Annotated in this window: 18 protein-coding genes; 3 read left to right on the forward strand and 15 right to left on the reverse strand. The window is 44.1% G+C overall.

Features of this window, described 5'->3' with window-relative positions; translation table 11 throughout:
* Positions 1-11 precede the first annotated feature (11 nt).
* From ACRRSY_RS20295 to ACRRSY_RS20305, 3 genes are read right to left on the reverse strand one after another with little or no spacing between them, the layout of a single operon-like run.
* Positions 12-536 (reverse strand): hypothetical protein, encoded by a 525-nt coding sequence (locus tag ACRRSY_RS20295; protein WP_432463894.1) that lies wholly within the window; start codon positions 534-536, stop codon positions 12-14.
* Positions 533-664: a hypothetical protein gene (locus ACRRSY_RS20300; RefSeq protein WP_432463895.1), complete on the reverse strand. Its 132-nt coding sequence runs from the start codon at positions 662-664 to the stop codon at positions 533-535. Before ACRRSY_RS20300 ends, ACRRSY_RS20295 begins: the two co-directional genes overlap by 4 nt.
* Positions 661-1,389, reverse strand: coding sequence for an SURF1 family protein (locus ACRRSY_RS20305; RefSeq protein WP_432463896.1), 729 nt, complete (start codon positions 1,387-1,389; stop codon positions 661-663). Before ACRRSY_RS20305 ends, ACRRSY_RS20300 begins: the two co-directional genes overlap by 4 nt.
* Between ACRRSY_RS20305 and ACRRSY_RS20310 the strand changes: the two genes are divergently transcribed.
* Positions 1,382-1,585 (forward strand): DUF2909 family protein, encoded by a 204-nt coding sequence (locus tag ACRRSY_RS20310; RefSeq protein ID WP_432455758.1) that lies wholly within the window; start codon positions 1,382-1,384, stop codon positions 1,583-1,585. The two genes, ACRRSY_RS20305 and ACRRSY_RS20310, sit on opposite strands and share 8 nt — an antisense overlap.
* 8 nt (positions 1,586-1,593) lie before the next feature.
* Here the strand turns inward: ACRRSY_RS20310 and ACRRSY_RS20315 are convergent, their stop codons facing one another.
* From ACRRSY_RS20315 to lexA, 5 genes are all read right to left on the reverse strand, one after another.
* Positions 1,594-2,469, reverse strand: coding sequence for a cytochrome c oxidase subunit 3 (locus ACRRSY_RS20315; protein WP_432455757.1), 876 nt, complete (start codon positions 2,467-2,469; stop codon positions 1,594-1,596).
* Positions 2,453-3,034: a cytochrome c oxidase assembly protein gene (locus tag ACRRSY_RS20320; protein WP_432463897.1), complete on the reverse strand. Its 582-nt coding sequence runs from the start codon at positions 3,032-3,034 to the stop codon at positions 2,453-2,455. Before ACRRSY_RS20320 ends, ACRRSY_RS20315 begins: the two co-directional genes overlap by 17 nt.
* 1 nt (position 3,035) lies before the next feature.
* On the reverse strand, positions 3,036-4,625 hold the full coding sequence (ctaD, locus tag ACRRSY_RS20325) for a cytochrome c oxidase subunit I (RefSeq protein ID WP_432455755.1): 1,590 nt from the start codon (positions 4,623-4,625) through the stop codon (positions 3,036-3,038).
* Positions 4,626-4,728: 103 nt separating this feature from the next.
* Positions 4,729-5,796 (reverse strand): cytochrome c oxidase subunit II, encoded by a 1,068-nt coding sequence (coxB, locus tag ACRRSY_RS20330; protein ID WP_432456132.1) that lies wholly within the window; start codon positions 5,794-5,796, stop codon positions 4,729-4,731.
* Positions 5,797-6,145: 349 nt separating this feature from the next.
* Positions 6,146-6,787 (reverse strand): transcriptional repressor LexA, encoded by a 642-nt coding sequence (lexA, locus tag ACRRSY_RS20335; protein WP_432455754.1) that lies wholly within the window; start codon positions 6,785-6,787, stop codon positions 6,146-6,148.
* A gap of 408 nt (positions 6,788-7,195) precedes the next feature.
* On the opposite strand from lexA, the gene ACRRSY_RS20340 reads away from it, so the two are divergent.
* Both ACRRSY_RS20340 and ACRRSY_RS20345 read left to right on the forward strand, forming a co-directional pair.
* On the forward strand, positions 7,196-7,900 hold the full coding sequence (locus tag ACRRSY_RS20340) for a DUF3800 domain-containing protein (protein ID WP_432460280.1): 705 nt from the start codon (positions 7,196-7,198) through the stop codon (positions 7,898-7,900).
* A complete protein-coding gene (locus tag ACRRSY_RS20345) occupies positions 7,894-8,436 on the forward strand; it encodes a hypothetical protein (RefSeq protein ID WP_432460282.1) in 543 nt (180 codons plus the stop codon). Before ACRRSY_RS20340 ends, ACRRSY_RS20345 begins: the two co-directional genes overlap by 7 nt.
* Before the next feature lie 420 nt (positions 8,437-8,856).
* Here the strand turns inward: ACRRSY_RS20345 and ACRRSY_RS20350 are convergent, their stop codons facing one another.
* The 7 genes from ACRRSY_RS20350 to ACRRSY_RS20380 all read right to left on the reverse strand — a co-directional run bounded on the left by ACRRSY_RS20350 (position 8,857) and on the right by ACRRSY_RS20380 (position 13,874).
* A complete protein-coding gene (locus ACRRSY_RS20350) occupies positions 8,857-9,360 on the reverse strand; it encodes a hypothetical protein (protein WP_432460283.1) in 504 nt (167 codons plus the stop codon).
* 550 nt (positions 9,361-9,910) lie between these two features.
* Positions 9,911-10,882, reverse strand: coding sequence for a reverse transcriptase family protein (locus ACRRSY_RS20355; RefSeq protein WP_432463898.1), 972 nt, complete (start codon positions 10,880-10,882; stop codon positions 9,911-9,913).
* The gene (locus ACRRSY_RS20360) at positions 10,860-11,105 is read right to left on the reverse strand and encodes a helix-turn-helix domain-containing protein (protein ID WP_439033334.1); all 246 of its coding nucleotides are present in this window, start codon (positions 11,103-11,105) and stop codon (positions 10,860-10,862) included. Before ACRRSY_RS20360 ends, ACRRSY_RS20355 begins: the two co-directional genes overlap by 23 nt.
* 68 nt (positions 11,106-11,173) lie before the next feature.
* Positions 11,174-11,425, reverse strand: coding sequence for a hypothetical protein (locus ACRRSY_RS20365; RefSeq protein WP_432463900.1), 252 nt, complete (start codon positions 11,423-11,425; stop codon positions 11,174-11,176).
* Complete coding sequence (locus tag ACRRSY_RS20370; protein WP_432463901.1) at positions 11,422-11,823, reverse strand: hypothetical protein; 402 nt, start codon at positions 11,821-11,823, stop codon at positions 11,422-11,424. Before ACRRSY_RS20370 ends, ACRRSY_RS20365 begins: the two co-directional genes overlap by 4 nt.
* A 270-nt stretch (positions 11,824-12,093) precedes the next feature.
* Positions 12,094-13,178 (reverse strand): IS3 family transposase gene (locus tag ACRRSY_RS20375; RefSeq protein ID WP_432463855.1). Its coding sequence is split into 2 segments (ribosomal slippage): positions 12,094-12,929 and positions 12,929-13,178, totalling 1,086 coding nucleotides; the frame shifts between segments, so codons are not numbered across the junction.
* A gap of 276 nt (positions 13,179-13,454) precedes the next feature.
* Positions 13,455-13,874: an Lrp/AsnC family transcriptional regulator gene (locus ACRRSY_RS20380; RefSeq protein ID WP_432455742.1), complete on the reverse strand. Its 420-nt coding sequence runs from the start codon at positions 13,872-13,874 to the stop codon at positions 13,455-13,457.
* Positions 13,875-14,040 lie beyond the last annotated feature (166 nt).

Below are 14,040 nucleotides of genomic sequence, written 5' to 3' on the forward strand. Positions count from 1 at the left end.
GCCCCTCTCTTTTATTGGTAACGGGAGTTTTTAATCAAACGCTGCAGGTCGGAAATAAGCCCCTTTACCTGCGTATAACCTTGCTGTGGCTGATAGCTCATAATGACCCAGCCTGTGGGATCGACCACCAACCAGCGTTGATCGTATTGTGCCCAAGCTTGCTGCTGGTTATTGGCCAAGCTCAATGCAGCAATCTGGGTCTCCTCAACCAAGCTCGAACCTTCATCGAAAGCGGCGGCCTTGGTCAGCAAGGCCAAGCGCTGGGTCTTTTGCTTGGCTATCCCTAAAGCCATCCAAGCCTTGGAGAGCAGCTGGAATTGCTGCAGACAATCCTGCTCACAGGGTTTGGCCACCACCTGCGCAATCGACCACTTCCCCTGCGGATAATCACTCAATTGCACTGGCGGCTCTAGCCATTCGCCATGGCTTAAGGTACCCCGCTCAAACCACCCCATTTTTAGCACTAACCAAGCCAACAGTATCGGCACCAAAAACACCGCCACTAACTTGAGCATAGTTTTCTGTTGGCTGATCATCGCAACTCCTTCACATAACTGCGTTTGATGAAATCAATATTGAACAAGCTGTCAGCCCTGCCATTTACAGGCAGATGCAACAAGAATACTGCCGCTAACTTGAGCACAGTTTGCGATTGGCTGCTCATCGCGACTCCTTTCCGTAGCTACGTTTAAGGAAGTAAATACTAAAGCCGCACGCCACTACCGCCATCAATAGCCATTGCAAGGCATAGGCCTGATGCTTTTGCACGGGCATTGCAATTAACTGTTGCGGCGAAGTGTCAATTTGGCGATCCAAGATAAACGGCAGTAAGTGAATTCCCCATTGCTGGGCAAGACCCGCGAGGTTGAGCTGCTGAGCGCGTAAACCTTGTGGTAATACCTCTAACCACTGCTGTGAATTGGCCAATATCGGTAAGCTAATATAACGAAGTCGATAAACTTCGGCCTGCTGATCTCCCTCGACTGGCCACAGCAGTTGCTGGCGATCATAACTGGCTGGTTGCCAGCCTTGGCGGATCAAAACCTTACCTTGTGCAGTTTCCGCCAATGAATATAAATCGTAACCCACTCGGCCCTGCTGAATTTGATTGTCTAACCATAGGCGCGGACCAAGCACTTTAAGCTCGCCCGGGGTCACTAATTGAAAAGCCTTGCCGCCCTGCGCCACCGCCTCAGCTAAACTAATAATTTGCTGTGATTGCTGCTGATACTGATCTAACAAAACTTGCTTTTGCTCCGCCCGTTGCCATTGCCATAAGCTAAGCTTGAGCATAAGTACGATGAGCGCCACCATCAGCACAACAAACGACAGTAGCCGATAAGACACTGGTTTTTTATTCATCGATGAAGAGAGCTTAGTGATGTTCATAAAAATAGTGATTACCGTATTTATCCTAATTGTGATGCTTAATATGCTGATGGCGCTGCGGGTAATGCTTAAAGGCGGTGATAAACCAATGAGTCATTACCTTGGGCGACGTTTGCTATTCAGCGTGCTAATTATCGCCCTGATCTTACTTGCCCTCGCCACTGGCCTTATTCAACCTCATCCTCGCCCCTACTAAACGGACACTTACAACACGTAAACAAATAGAAATAGGCACAACCACACCACATCAACAAAGTGCCAATACCAACTGGCCGCCATAAACGCAAAATGTTTATCGCCACTAAAATGCCCCTTTAAAACCCGCAGCAGCATCACCGTTAACATCAAGGCACCAAGGGTGACGTGTAAACCGTGAAAACCAGTGAGCAAGAAGAAAGTATTACCGTAAATACCGGAGTCTAAACGCAAGTCTAATTCTTGATAGGCATGTAGGTATTCTTCAACTTGAAAAAACAAAAAGGAAAAGCCCAATACCAAGGTGAGGGCTAACCACAACTTCAAGGGTGTGCGTTTATCTTTTTCTAAACTGACATGAGCGAAATGCAAGGTAACTGAAGATGTCACCAAAATAAGTGTATTCAACAATGGTAAGCCGTACCAACCCATGGCCTCAGTTTGGATCCCCCCAGGGGTATCGAGTAATGGCCAAATGGCTTCAAACTCAGGCCACAATACCGCTGCGGTCATGGCATTATTGCCGGCACCGCCAAGCCACGGCACCGCAATCATTCGGGCATAAAACAAAGCACCAAAGAAGGCACCAAAAAACATCACCTCAGAGAAAATAAACCAGCTCATGCCTTGGCGAAACGAGCGATCCATTTGCGCGCTATAGTGGCCTTGCATACTTTCGCTAATCACATTGCCAAACCAGCCAAACAGCATGCTAATCAGCACCACAAAACCACAGCCCAAGATCCACAAACCATAGTTAAGTTCTGAGCCCATTTGTTGTACTGTAAAGCCCGCCCCCATCGCGGTTAAAAATAAGCCCACAGCCCCCATAATTGGCCACACGCTCTGGGCGGGAACATAATATTTTTCATAAGGCTGCGTCATTGCTCTGCTCTCCATCGGCACGCTGTTGCGCCGTATTGCTCAGCTCCGGCTCATCCGCACTAACCGCAAATAGGGTGTAAGCCAAAGTGATGGTGGTAATGTCTCTGGGTAACTCTGGATCGATATAAAAATTCAGCGGCATCGTTTGCCGCTGCCCCGGGGTAAGCGTTTGCTGTTGAAAACAAAAACAGCTGATCTTTTTAAAATGATTGGCCGCCAAACCGGGGCTGACCGAAGGTACCGCTTGCACCGTGGTAGTCAGGGCACTCTGATTAGTCGCGCTAAAGTCAACCAATAGGCTTTCCCCTGGGTGAACCTTAATTCGATTTACGGTCGCGCCAAATTGCCAATTTAAGGCGCGCGGTACATAGGTGATAAACTCCACCGTGACACTGCGTTTCTGAGGCGCAATAGTGCTTAACTCACTGGCCTGATTGGCGGTTTTACCATTAATCCCTGTCACCTTACAAAACACATCGTAAAGCGGAACCAAAGCAAAACCAAAGCCGAACATCGCCACCACCACCAATAGCAGCCGAAGCACTAAACGGCGATGGGCAGCCATGTTATTTAATCTCCGGCGGCGTAGTAAAACTATGGTAGGGCGCAGGTGATGGCAAATTATCCCACTCTAAACCTTCCGCGCCTTCCCAAGGCTTCGCTGGCGCAGGCTCACCGCTGCGAATACACTTGATCACCAGATACAGGAAGATAAATTGTGACAAACCAAAGGCGAAGCCACCAATACTGACGATGGCATTCACATCGGCAAATTGCAGCGCATAGTCGGGAATACGCCGCGGCATACCACTTAGACCAAGAAAGTGCATCGGGAAAAACAATACATTCACCGATATCAGCGAGCACCAAAAATGCAGGCGCCCCAGCCCCTCGTCATACATCTTGCCACTCCATTTCGGCAGCCAATAATAGGTGGCCGCCATAATCGAGAAGATAGCCCCCGTCACCAACACATAGTGAAAATGCGCCACCACAAAATAAGTATCATGGTATTGAAAATCCACTGGCGTGATCGCCAGCATCAAACCAGAGAAACCGCCAATGGTAAAAAGTACGATAAAGGCCACGGCAAATAGCATCGGCGTTTCAAACGTCAGGCTGCCGCGCCACATGGTGGCAACCCAATTGAAGACCTTAACCCCGGTTGGCACCGAGATCAGCATGGTACAAAACATAAAGAATAACTCGGCTTCCACCGGCATCCCCGTGGTAAACATATGGTGGGCCCAAACCACAAAACTTAAACCGGCAATCGAGGCAGTGGCATACACCATCGATGCATAACCAAAGAGTTTCTTCCGAGAAAAAGCGGGAATAATCGCCGAAATAATGCCAAATGAAGGCAAAATCATGATGTACACTTCGGGGTGGCCGAAGAACCAGAAAATATGCTGAAACAATACTGGATCGCCCCCGCCTGCGGCATCGAAGAACGAAGTGCCGAAGTATTTATCGGTAAGCACCATGGTCACAGCTCCCGCCAACACCGGCATCACCGCAATCAACAAGAAGGCGGTGATCAGCCAAGTCCAAACGAACAAGGGTAATTTCATATAAGTCATACCGGGGGCACGCAAATTCATGATGGTCACAATCACATTAATCGCGCCCATAATGGAGCTGATCCCCATGATATGTACTGAAAACACAAATAAGGCGGTGCTATCGGGACTATATTTGGTGGAAAGTGGCGCGTAAAACGTCCAACCAAAGTTGGGCCCGCCCCCTTCCATAAATAACGAGGCTAATAACATGGTAAAAGCGAAGGGTAAGATCCAAAAGCTCCAGTTATTCATACGAGGCAAGGCCATATCGGGAGCGCCAATCATCATCGGTACCAACCAATTAGCTAAGCCAGTAAAGGCGGGCATCACCGCGCCAAACACCATGATTAAGCCGTGCATGGTGGTCATTTGATTAAAAAAGTTTGGCTCCACCAATTGCAGGCCCGGCTGGAATAGCTCTGCACGGATCACCATCGCCATCGCGCCGCCGGTAATAAACATGGCAAAGCTAAACCACAAATACATTGAGCCAATGTCTTTGTGGTTGGTGGTTAATACCCAGCGCAATAGGCCACGCGGTGCGTGGTGATGTTCTACCTGTTGCGGGTTAAGCTCCGTGGTCGCGCTCATCTAACTCTCCCTTCTATTGCCTATTGCGCCGCGTCGTGTCGTACTTGAACATGGCAACGTCCTTAGTCGTTCCGCTATCACCAATCGATTTATCCAACCGTGGCTACTTGGCCGCGTCTTGTACTGCCGCGACATCCTTAGCCTGCACCATATCGCCCGTATCATTCCCCCAAGCATTCCGCTCGTAGCTAATAACTGCCGCTAATTCTTTCAGACCGAGTTGCTTACCAAAGGCCTGCATCGCGGTTCCTGCCACACCATGCACCACCATGTCGATATGTTGGTTCACATCACCGGTCGCAACTGGGCTGCCTTTTAAGGCTGGAAATACCCCTGGCAGGCCTTCTCCATTGGCTTGGTGGCAGGCGGCGCAAGTCTTCTCATAAACGCTTTTGCCTAAGGACATCAGCTCCTCGTTATCCATGGTCAACGCCACCATGGCCAACTCTTGTTGCTGCTTTTCTACGTAAGCGGCTTCGGCCTGAGCCAACCAAGCAAGGTATTCCTCCTGAGGTTTAGCAATCACCACAATCGGCATAAAGCCGTGGTCTTTACCGCAAAGTTCGGCACATTGGCCGCGGTAAATCCCCGGCTGGTCAATTTTGGTCCAGGCCTCGTTAATAAAACCCGGATTAGCATCTTTTTTGACCGCAAAGTCGGGTACCCACCAGGAGTGGATCACATCCTCCGAAGTCATTAAAAAACGAACCTTCTTGCCGACTGGCAGCACCAGTGGATGATCTACTTCCAATAAGTAGTTATCGCGCTTAGCAAGCTTGCCCTGTACTTGCTTCATATCCGAGGCCAACACGCTGTAGTATTCCAGCTCATGATCAAAATAGCGGTAGTGCCACTTCCACTGCGAACCAGTGACTTGAATAGTGAGATCGGCATCGGAAGGATCTTCCATCGCTAATAAGGTTTTTGTGGCAGGAATCGCCATGCCGATCAAAATGATGAAGGGAATTATCGTCCAGACAATTTCAACTTTGGTGCTCTCATGAAATTGTGCGGCAACGGCTCCCTTGGACTTTCGATGATGAAAAATCGCCCAGAACATCACCCCAAACACCACCAGCCCAATGACACAACATATATAAAAAATAGTCATGTGCAAGCCGTAAACCTGCTCACTAATGGCGGTGACACCAGGGCGTAAATTGAACGACATCGTTTGTTGCGCCCATGCTTGATTCACCCAACATGCCAGCAATACTAGCGGTATCCATCGGCCCACAGCGCTCTCCTTTGCTCGTAGCCAAGGCCGGTCACTTCATTGCAAACATCGCTGCTTACAATAATAAAGTGGCCGCAAAATAAGGGAAAACTCCCTTCCCAAAGCAGCAAGGCTTCGCAATTAAAATACCTTACTGCTTATAAAATAGACGCTTAGTTAAATAATTGTAAATAGAATGTTATAAATATAGACATTTAAAATAAAAGCTGTGAAGTAAACGACAAAAGCCCAAATTGCTATAATTTGGGCTTTAAAAAGAAGGGAACTTAGTTTTAGGGAGTAACTACATCCAGTCTGCGGTACGGATGATCCCCACCGCTAAACCTTCAATATCAACACTTTGATACTCTAAATCAACTTCGATAGTTGAAAGTGCTTCGTTCTCGGGATGAAGGTAGACCATTTTCCCGTCACGTTGAAAGCGCTTCACAGTGACTTCATCGTCTAAGCGCGCCACCACCACCTGACCATTATGCACATCGTTGGTTTTATGCACCGCTAATAAATCGCCATCCATAATTCCGATGTCTTTCATGCTCATGCCCTGCACCCGCAACAGATAATCGGCATGCGGATGAAACAAATTAGCATCGACCGCATAGTGCGACTCAACATGTTGTTGTGCCAAAATAGGGGCACCTGCGGCCACTTGTCCAATCAGCGGCAAGCCGATTTCTTCTGGCTCGTCATTCGCGGCATTAGCAGGTAAATGGTCTTCGCTAATACGGATCCCGCGCGAAGCGCCGGGGATCATCTCAATCACCCCTTTTTTAGCTAAGGCGCGTAAATGTTCTTCGGCAGCATTGGCCGAGCGAAAGCCCAGCTCTTTGGCGATTTCAGCGCGAGTTGGCGGCATGCCTGTGTCTTGAATGTTACGACGGATCAATTCAAACACTTCGGTTTGACGGGGCGTTAAGGGTTTCATAATCTACCTGTAAGTTTATACAGCACACTGTTAGTATATACAGCATGATTAATGAAGCAAGGTTTTATCTCGAATCAACAGCTTAAGTGTAGGTTTCAGTTTCATTGGAATTCTTTCCGCTACTTTGAAACTACACCCCACATTTCGTGACATCCATCGCAAATAAGTAGAAATTGGGATAGAGAAGGATACGAGGAGTAGAGCTAACTCATTTTTGGACAATTTGAGCTAGGGAGTAGCCTCTCTCTGATGAATTGACTTAGAAAAAGTAGGGGGGAAGCATCAATAGTAAAGAGCAAAAACTGCCCCTCCACTCATACAGAAATGAAAGAACTCTGCAATTGATTATGTTGCGTTTTTTATGAGATTATTCTTCATCAATCATAATGTTTCGGTACAAACCTAGAAATGGCAGTCTACAAGATATTTTGTGATGAAAGCTGTCACCTACTTCACGATGGCAGTGACGTAATGGTGCTGGGAGCTTTTCATTGCAGTGCGGAAAAAGCAGAGAATTTAACTCGAAGTATCAAAAGCCTGAGGCACAAACACAACTACAAACCGGAGCTGAAATGGAGCAAACTGAACAAACATCAGTGGCCTCTCTATAAGGACTTGATTGATTTAATCTTGGATGATCAGGAGGTTAACTTCAAATCTACCGTTGTCCTAAATAAAAACTCTCTTGATCACAACCAGTATAACGCAGGCTCTCATAGCGATTTCTACTACAAAATGTTCTATTACACTTTGAGAGACTTCTTAAAAGTCGACAATGAATATCGTATATATCTAGATTACATGGATACGCTTGGTGCTGAAAAAACACTGAAAATGTGTGAGGTTTTGCAAAACGGTACTCACTGGCAACTATCAGCTAAAGCAACAATCGTTCAATCGTACGAAGTACAATTAATTCAACTTTGTGACCTTTTGATTGGTGCAATTGCATACAAAAATAGAAATGACATCCCCAAGACTAGCGGAATAAAAAAGCGATTTGTCTCTTACTTAGAAGAGAAATTATGTTCTTCTTTAGATTGCGGCACTCCTCCTTGGGAAGACCAATTCAACATATTCAGGTTTAACCCTAGAAAGGGGGCAAAATGCTAAGCGAACCGATTGACTTGTCTATTGTTGACGCGACTCAAATCATCAATCACCTGTATGAATTCTTTCACAGAGACTTTATATCAACCGATACATACCTAGCGGGCGAGATCTACATCAACCCTCAATGTCATCGAAAAACGGATGGTAAAGAAGACACATTTTGGCACCTAACCACTAGAAAAGAAAAAGAAGTCGAGTGGGTAAACGGTAGACGACATGTTAGGATATTAGAACGCTATCCCGACTTTCGAAGAGCGTCTCGTCTGGAGTGGGTTCGACAGATAATCACAAATCATCAAGATGCTTCGATTAAGCTGTTTTATCACAAAGAGACCAACTCAAAGAAAAATATTCGTTTGTATCTTTGGGCTAAGGATGACGATTTTGTCGTTATCCTCCAAAAGCTAGGAAGAGCCAGTTCTTTTCTAGTAACAAGTTTCTACGTTGATCATCAACGCAAGAAAAACGACTATCAAGTGCGATACAACAACTATATCAATAACGAGAATGGGCTACGCGATTATTCCTGGTTCTAAAAGGAATTGGAGGGGATTGGTCGCCTATTGTAGACCGGGCGATACGGTCACCTCTTTCTACTCAATAGTAGGTGAGCAGCGTAATTATGGTTAACACCTACTATTTAGTCAACGATTATTGTATGCAGATATACACATGGTTTGCCATGCATCTCAAAAACTTCAACTCAAGCCATTGAATTTAATAAAAATTAAGCAAACATCAATTACTGCGTACTATTTTTCTCTAACACGCTAGTTTTGTCAGCTATCCTTTCCAACAGTTGTTTTACGCTTCGGAAATGTAGGGGTGGATCCTGGATTTTGCCTATCGCATTAGCTGAAATATAGCAAAAACAGATAAGCACAATGTGAATGAGTTTCTAATCTAAACAACTTTGGGGCAGAAACTCGTTAGGACTTGAAGATACAACGTTCCGTTTAATTGGGTAAATCTAAATGCTTTACACGCACCGAATACTGCTGGTACTCCCTTGGTGTAATAAAATATGGCTCTTCCCAAGGTTTTTCAGTTGCATTACTCGATACTGATATAGCTGCCACTTGAGCATATGGTAAGTAATTTATCCAAAAGAAAAGGCCAATGCTTAAACTCATTATGGAAAGCATAAAGCAAAGCACTGCCAAATTTTCGTTGAACTCGAGTAAAGAGTCATGTGTTTCAATTGATTTTGATAGAGCTTCCAACTTTGCAGATGCGATTTTTTGTTTCAGTTTATCTTCAGGATTAACTAACTTTTGTTCTTCATAAAAACTAACTTCAGCTTGGGCAATTGCTTTATCTAGATATAGCTTACTTTCCTGAGCAGCCATACCTTGTAACTGCTGAACGATTATAGCTGTCATCAAGAACACTATAATCGCTATAGACGCCTTTAGAAAAAATACATGGATACCTTGCTGCGAAAAAATCTTATCGTTCACAATTATTCCTCATAGCTTCGCCAAAACCTTACTCCATACACAATACAAAAAGAAAATGGCGAGAAGTAAATTAGAGCCAGCAGGCCATCAAAAATGTTGAAAATATTCAATTTGATACAGGTTATGAATAAAACCATCTTCAGCGAACTTACTCTGGAGGTCAAAACATTTTAAGTCTAATACAGCCATAGCTAACTCTATATATGCTTTGTACAAACTACCTAACATAGTTAGATAGAATCTTAAGTAAAGAATAGTTGCCATACATCAGCACGTAAATTGAAAATAGTATCAATAATGTCTTTTTCTGAATTAAACATAACTGTTAAGGCTTAAGACTTGTCGACAGAATTATGATGAAGCAATGTACCTCATCGGCTTGCTTTTTCTCATTTTTGATATTTTTCACTAAAACACAATGGGGTATATATTGTGTTACACGTCCAGCCCAAAAAACGTGTGAGTGACTTTGCTAAACTAGCACTTAACGGATCAGCGTAAGGTATTGCAAAAGCCTATAGTCAAGCGGCCAAATTCTTTCACCCACTAATTATTGATTGCTAAGCTCAACTCTCTTGGCTGATGGTTTGAGTAGGTTGAGATTTTCTCTGTACTTTTGTCCTTGACGCACATTCAATTGCTTTAGCTTCGCTACCAATGCACTTGCCGAGTTGAATGCTTTCAGGTACTCGTCATACGAACAAGCATTGTCTTTAAACAGTGCTTCTAGGTTATACACCGCACTTCGAACTCGTTTCTTTTCCTCTTTTCCAAAACTTGGCCGCTTACCGTTCACCCCAACTCGGTGAACCTTTTGATGCATGCCATTACTCAAGACTTCGTGTTTTGCTTTATTTGGCTTGACACCAAAATTCTTCAACATACCGTATATGGAAGCTATAACGCTGCTTATCTCTGCTTTCTCAATATAGTCTTTAGACGAGACCGTTATATCGTCAACATAACGAGTATAAGTAAGGTTCTTAGCTTGAAGTAAAGCAACTAGGACTGACTCTCTTTCCCACATAACTAGGTTTGCAACATAACTACTACAAACGCCCCCTTGTGGAACAGTGCCATTTAGAGTGACTAACCCAGTGAGAAGGCTAGCCACTTCTTTAGGAAAGTGGAAAAGACGCATGAACATCTTTTCGACATCGGACTCACGTATGGTAGGAAAGAAATTTGTAATATCTTCACATATGATAATAGTACTCTTGGTATGTTTCTTTACGTTTCCGATATAGGAACGCCCAGAGATAGCACCTTGGATGTAGTCAGGATAGGAAACATTCTGGAACAGCCTTACCTTTAGCGTCTTATGTACATTTTTCAACGAGTGGTAAGCGTCATAAGTAATACGCTTGTCGCCATTTGCCTTTGTTTTGATTCTAGCAACCCGATAGAAACCTGATGTATTTTGGGCAAGATAGCGAATACGAGGGATTGGAAGTTGGAGCATTCTTGAAAGCGCCTCTATACTACCAATTGCTTTCAAGTTATATGTCGGATTCGGCATCATCGATAAGTTGATACATGAGTGACTCAAGCTTATTTGTAAGCTCGTCACTGAACGGTACGTCTTGCTCCTGCGATGCTAGGAACATGAAGACTGAAGTTGGGATGTCTAAAGCTTGGCACAAATCTTCAACCAGGCCTAAATTAGGTTCTCGCTTACCCTGCTCTAACAGAGTAATGTACGAAGCACTTTTACCTATTCTATTTGCCAAGTCTTTTTTCGACATTTTTCTGTGCTTTCTGCACTTCTCTAACGTATTTGAAAAATTCATAATAAAAAAATTAATGGTTTACTTTACGAACTGAAAATTGAGAGAACTTTATCAAGTAATTCAGCCCCCCTATGGATTACGCTTAACAAAACCCCGAACGTTTCCAAAACCTCACGCTTGGTAGTTTTCGTCTGCGAAATCCCAGAGAGTTCAGCGTCAATCTGCTCGATTAGCGCCTCAACTTCTGACTTCGTATTGCTATCTATATCATCATGCTTTTCACGTAAAATCTGTTTAAGAACTTCACGTGACTTCTTTAAAACTTGTGTATTCATCTAATTACCTTTTTATTCGTTGTTGGGAAATTCCCCTCCAAAAAATTACCGAACCGAATAAAATGATACAGATAGCGTAAACCACAATCTTCAGAGCAATTTTGCTCTCCCCCTCCATACAATTCTCTATCAGCCTGTAAGCCTGTAAGCCTGTAAGCCTGTAAGCCTGTAAGCCTGTAAGCCTGTAAGCCTGTAAGCCTGTAAGCCTGTAAGCCTGTAAGCCTGTAAGCCTGTAAGCCTGTAAGCCTGTAAGCCTGTAAGCCTGTAAGCCTGTAAGCCTGTAAGCCTGTAAGCCTGTAAGCCTGTAAGCCTGTAAGCCTGTAAGCCTGTAAGCCTGTAAGCCTGTGAGCCTGTGAGCCTGTGAGCCGATATTCTGTCTGTGCAACGTTACGAGTCAAGCCTTTACCTACATGGAATCAATCTTCTGCATTTAGGTTAGGTTTACGTCATTACGAGCTGTGGGTGCGACCGGATTATCACTAAGATAATCGGCATTTCTGCCAGTTACGATTCGAAAAAAGTTATTAGTTTTAAAGAGCATCAGGACGAAACATCCTGTCGAGCTTTAAGATAACTTAAAATTGACAAATAGTCAATTTTTATATTATTTAAGCTTAAGTGAGGAATAGGGTAATCCTCCCATTATTAACCGCATTTATTCGTAGAATTCATGCTGCCGTTTTTAGTGGTGGGAACCCTCCATTTGCAAGGTGTGGTCGTTGATGATTGTAGAACCATAACCATTGGGTCGCCCGCTCTTGAACCTCTTCAAGTGTGTCAAACAAATACTTACTCACTAAGCCAAACCTCATAGTACGGTTGAACCTTTCTATATACGCGTTTTGTTGTGGGTTCCCTGGCTGAATATAATCGATTCGAATGTCGTGGTTGTTGGCCCATTTAATAAACGCATGGCTAATGAACTCAGGACCATTGTCGCAGCGGATCGCAACAGGTTTGGTTCGTTGTTCGATGAGCTGCTCTAAGATCCGAGTGACTCGTACTGTGGGCATTGAAAAATCAGGTTCTGACGCCAGACCTTCACGTTTGTAATCATCTATCACATTGAATAAACGGTACTTCCGGCCATCAGATAGCTGATCATGCATAAAGTCCACGGACCAAACTTGGTTTGTTTTAATCGGCTCTTTAAGAGGCTCTGGCGTATGGCGATTCAGGCGTCGTTTTGGCCTAATACGTAAGTTTAGAGCCAATTCGCAGTAGATCCGATAAACCCGCTTATGGTTCCATGTATACCCTTTAACGTTCCGCAAATGGTGAAAACACAGGCCAAAGCCCCAGTCAGAGCAGTCTTCACTGTTGCACAGCGTTACTAACTCTTGAGCTATCAACTCATTCTCAGGTTGAAGCTTCGATTTATAGCGATAGCAGGTCTCGCTGATCCCAAACCAATAGCATGCACTTTTAATGCTGATGTGATAGTTCGCCACCGAACGCTGAGCCATCAATCGACGCTCACAGGGCTTCACCACTTTTTTGCCATCGCCTCTGAGATCACCTCTGCTTTAAGGCGTTCTTCCGCATACATCTTTTTAAGCCGTCGATTTTCATCTTCGAGTTCTTTCATCCGCGCCATAAGGGATGCGTCCATACCACCGTATTTCGAACGCCACTTGTAAAAGGTTGCGTTGCTCATTCCATGCTCACGACAGAGCTCAGGAACAGGTGTACCAGCCTCAGCCTGCTTGAGAATAGATAAGATCTGACTGTCCGTGTAACGTGACTTTTTCATGTTGAATCTCCTGTATTTACTATACGAGAAAATTCTACTTTTGCATGGGATTAATTTTCGGGGGGATTACCATGCAGGGCGAGCTTTCTTTTTGCTTAGCTAAGCTTTGCTCGTTGAAGCTTAATGACGTCGCCGTAGGCGAAAGCTTTTACCCCGTTGCCAATAACCCAAAGTGGGATACCCATACTTTTATCTTAATAAAATCAACTAATTAACGATATTAATTATTAAATGAAATCAAGATTAAAAAGAGGTTCTCGTTAGCAGCCCTTGAAATTAAATAATTTTTTGTAATGCGGTGAACGTTTGTAACTTGTCAAGACTATCGAGTTGACTGAGTTGTTCTCGAATATCATTCACTCTGCCCATCGAGCCAGCTTGGATATAAAGTATTAAATCCGTATCCCCGGTTAAACTATGGGCTTGTTTTATCTCTGGAATATTATTGAGCTGGGTCATAATTGCATTGAGAATAAAAGGACGAAAGGTGAGCTGAAAGTAGACTGATATCAGGTTTTTATTGTCTGGCGATTTTAGCTTGAGGGTAAAAGCCTCAATCTCTCCACTTTGATGCAATCGTTGTACGCGATCATTAACCGCCGTACGTGACAAACCAATTTTCTCTCCGATACTAGCAATCGAGCGACGTGAATTCTCTGCTAATAAATTCACAATTTTCTGATCAAATTTGTCCATCTTTTCACCTATTATTTCATTACACCACCCTCATTGATACTGTAAAACAAAAGGCGTTATAGCGACATTAAATTTGATAAAATCACGCTAAAAACGACAATCTATCACCTCTTTTAGATAATTTAGTAGCTACTTTTTCTCTTTTGCCACGTTAGCCTAATAGCGA

This window comes from Agarivorans sp. QJM3NY_33 (genome assembly GCF_050870865.2).
Lineage (GTDB): Bacteria > Pseudomonadota > Gammaproteobacteria > Enterobacterales > Celerinatantimonadaceae > Agarivorans.

Coding starts and splice junctions, on each gene's coding strand:
- ACRRSY_RS20295 (WP_432463894.1), bottom strand. CDS start 536: ATGATCAGCCAACAGAAAACTATGCTCAAGTTAGTGGCGGTGTTTTTG.
- ACRRSY_RS20300 (WP_432463895.1), bottom strand. CDS start 664: ATGAGCAGCCAATCGCAAACTGTGCTCAAGTTAGCGGCAGTATTCTTG.
- ACRRSY_RS20310 (WP_432455758.1), top strand. CDS start 1,382: ATGTTCATAAAAATAGTGATTACCGTATTTATCCTAATTGTGATGCTT.
- ACRRSY_RS20305 (WP_432463896.1), bottom strand. CDS start 1,389: ATGAACATCACTAAGCTCTCTTCATCGATGAATAAAAAACCAGTGTCT.
- ACRRSY_RS20315 (WP_432455757.1), bottom strand. CDS start 2,469: ATGACGCAGCCTTATGAAAAATATTATGTTCCCGCCCAGAGCGTGTGG.
- ACRRSY_RS20320 (WP_432463897.1), bottom strand. CDS start 3,034: ATGGCTGCCCATCGCCGTTTAGTGCTTCGGCTGCTATTGGTGGTGGTG.
- ctaD (WP_432455755.1), bottom strand. CDS start 4,625: ATGAGCGCGACCACGGAGCTTAACCCGCAACAGGTAGAACATCACCAC.
- coxB (WP_432456132.1), bottom strand. CDS start 5,796: ATGTCGTTCAATTTACGCCCTGGTGTCACCGCCATTAGTGAGCAGGTT.
- lexA (WP_432455754.1), bottom strand. CDS start 6,787: ATGAAACCCTTAACGCCCCGTCAAACCGAAGTGTTTGAATTGATCCGT.
- ACRRSY_RS20340 (WP_432460280.1), top strand. CDS start 7,196: ATGGCAGTCTACAAGATATTTTGTGATGAAAGCTGTCACCTACTTCAC.
- ACRRSY_RS20345 (WP_432460282.1), top strand. CDS start 7,894: ATGCTAAGCGAACCGATTGACTTGTCTATTGTTGACGCGACTCAAATC.
- ACRRSY_RS20355 (WP_432463898.1), bottom strand. CDS start 10,882: ATGATGCCGAATCCGACATATAACTTGAAAGCAATTGGTAGTATAGAG.
- ACRRSY_RS20360 (WP_439033334.1), bottom strand. CDS start 11,105: ATGTCGAAAAAAGACTTGGCAAATAGAATAGGTAAAAGTGCTTCGTAC.
- ACRRSY_RS20365 (WP_432463900.1), bottom strand. CDS start 11,425: ATGAATACACAAGTTTTAAAGAAGTCACGTGAAGTTCTTAAACAGATT.
- ACRRSY_RS20380 (WP_432455742.1), bottom strand. CDS start 13,874: ATGGACAAATTTGATCAGAAAATTGTGAATTTATTAGCAGAGAATTCA.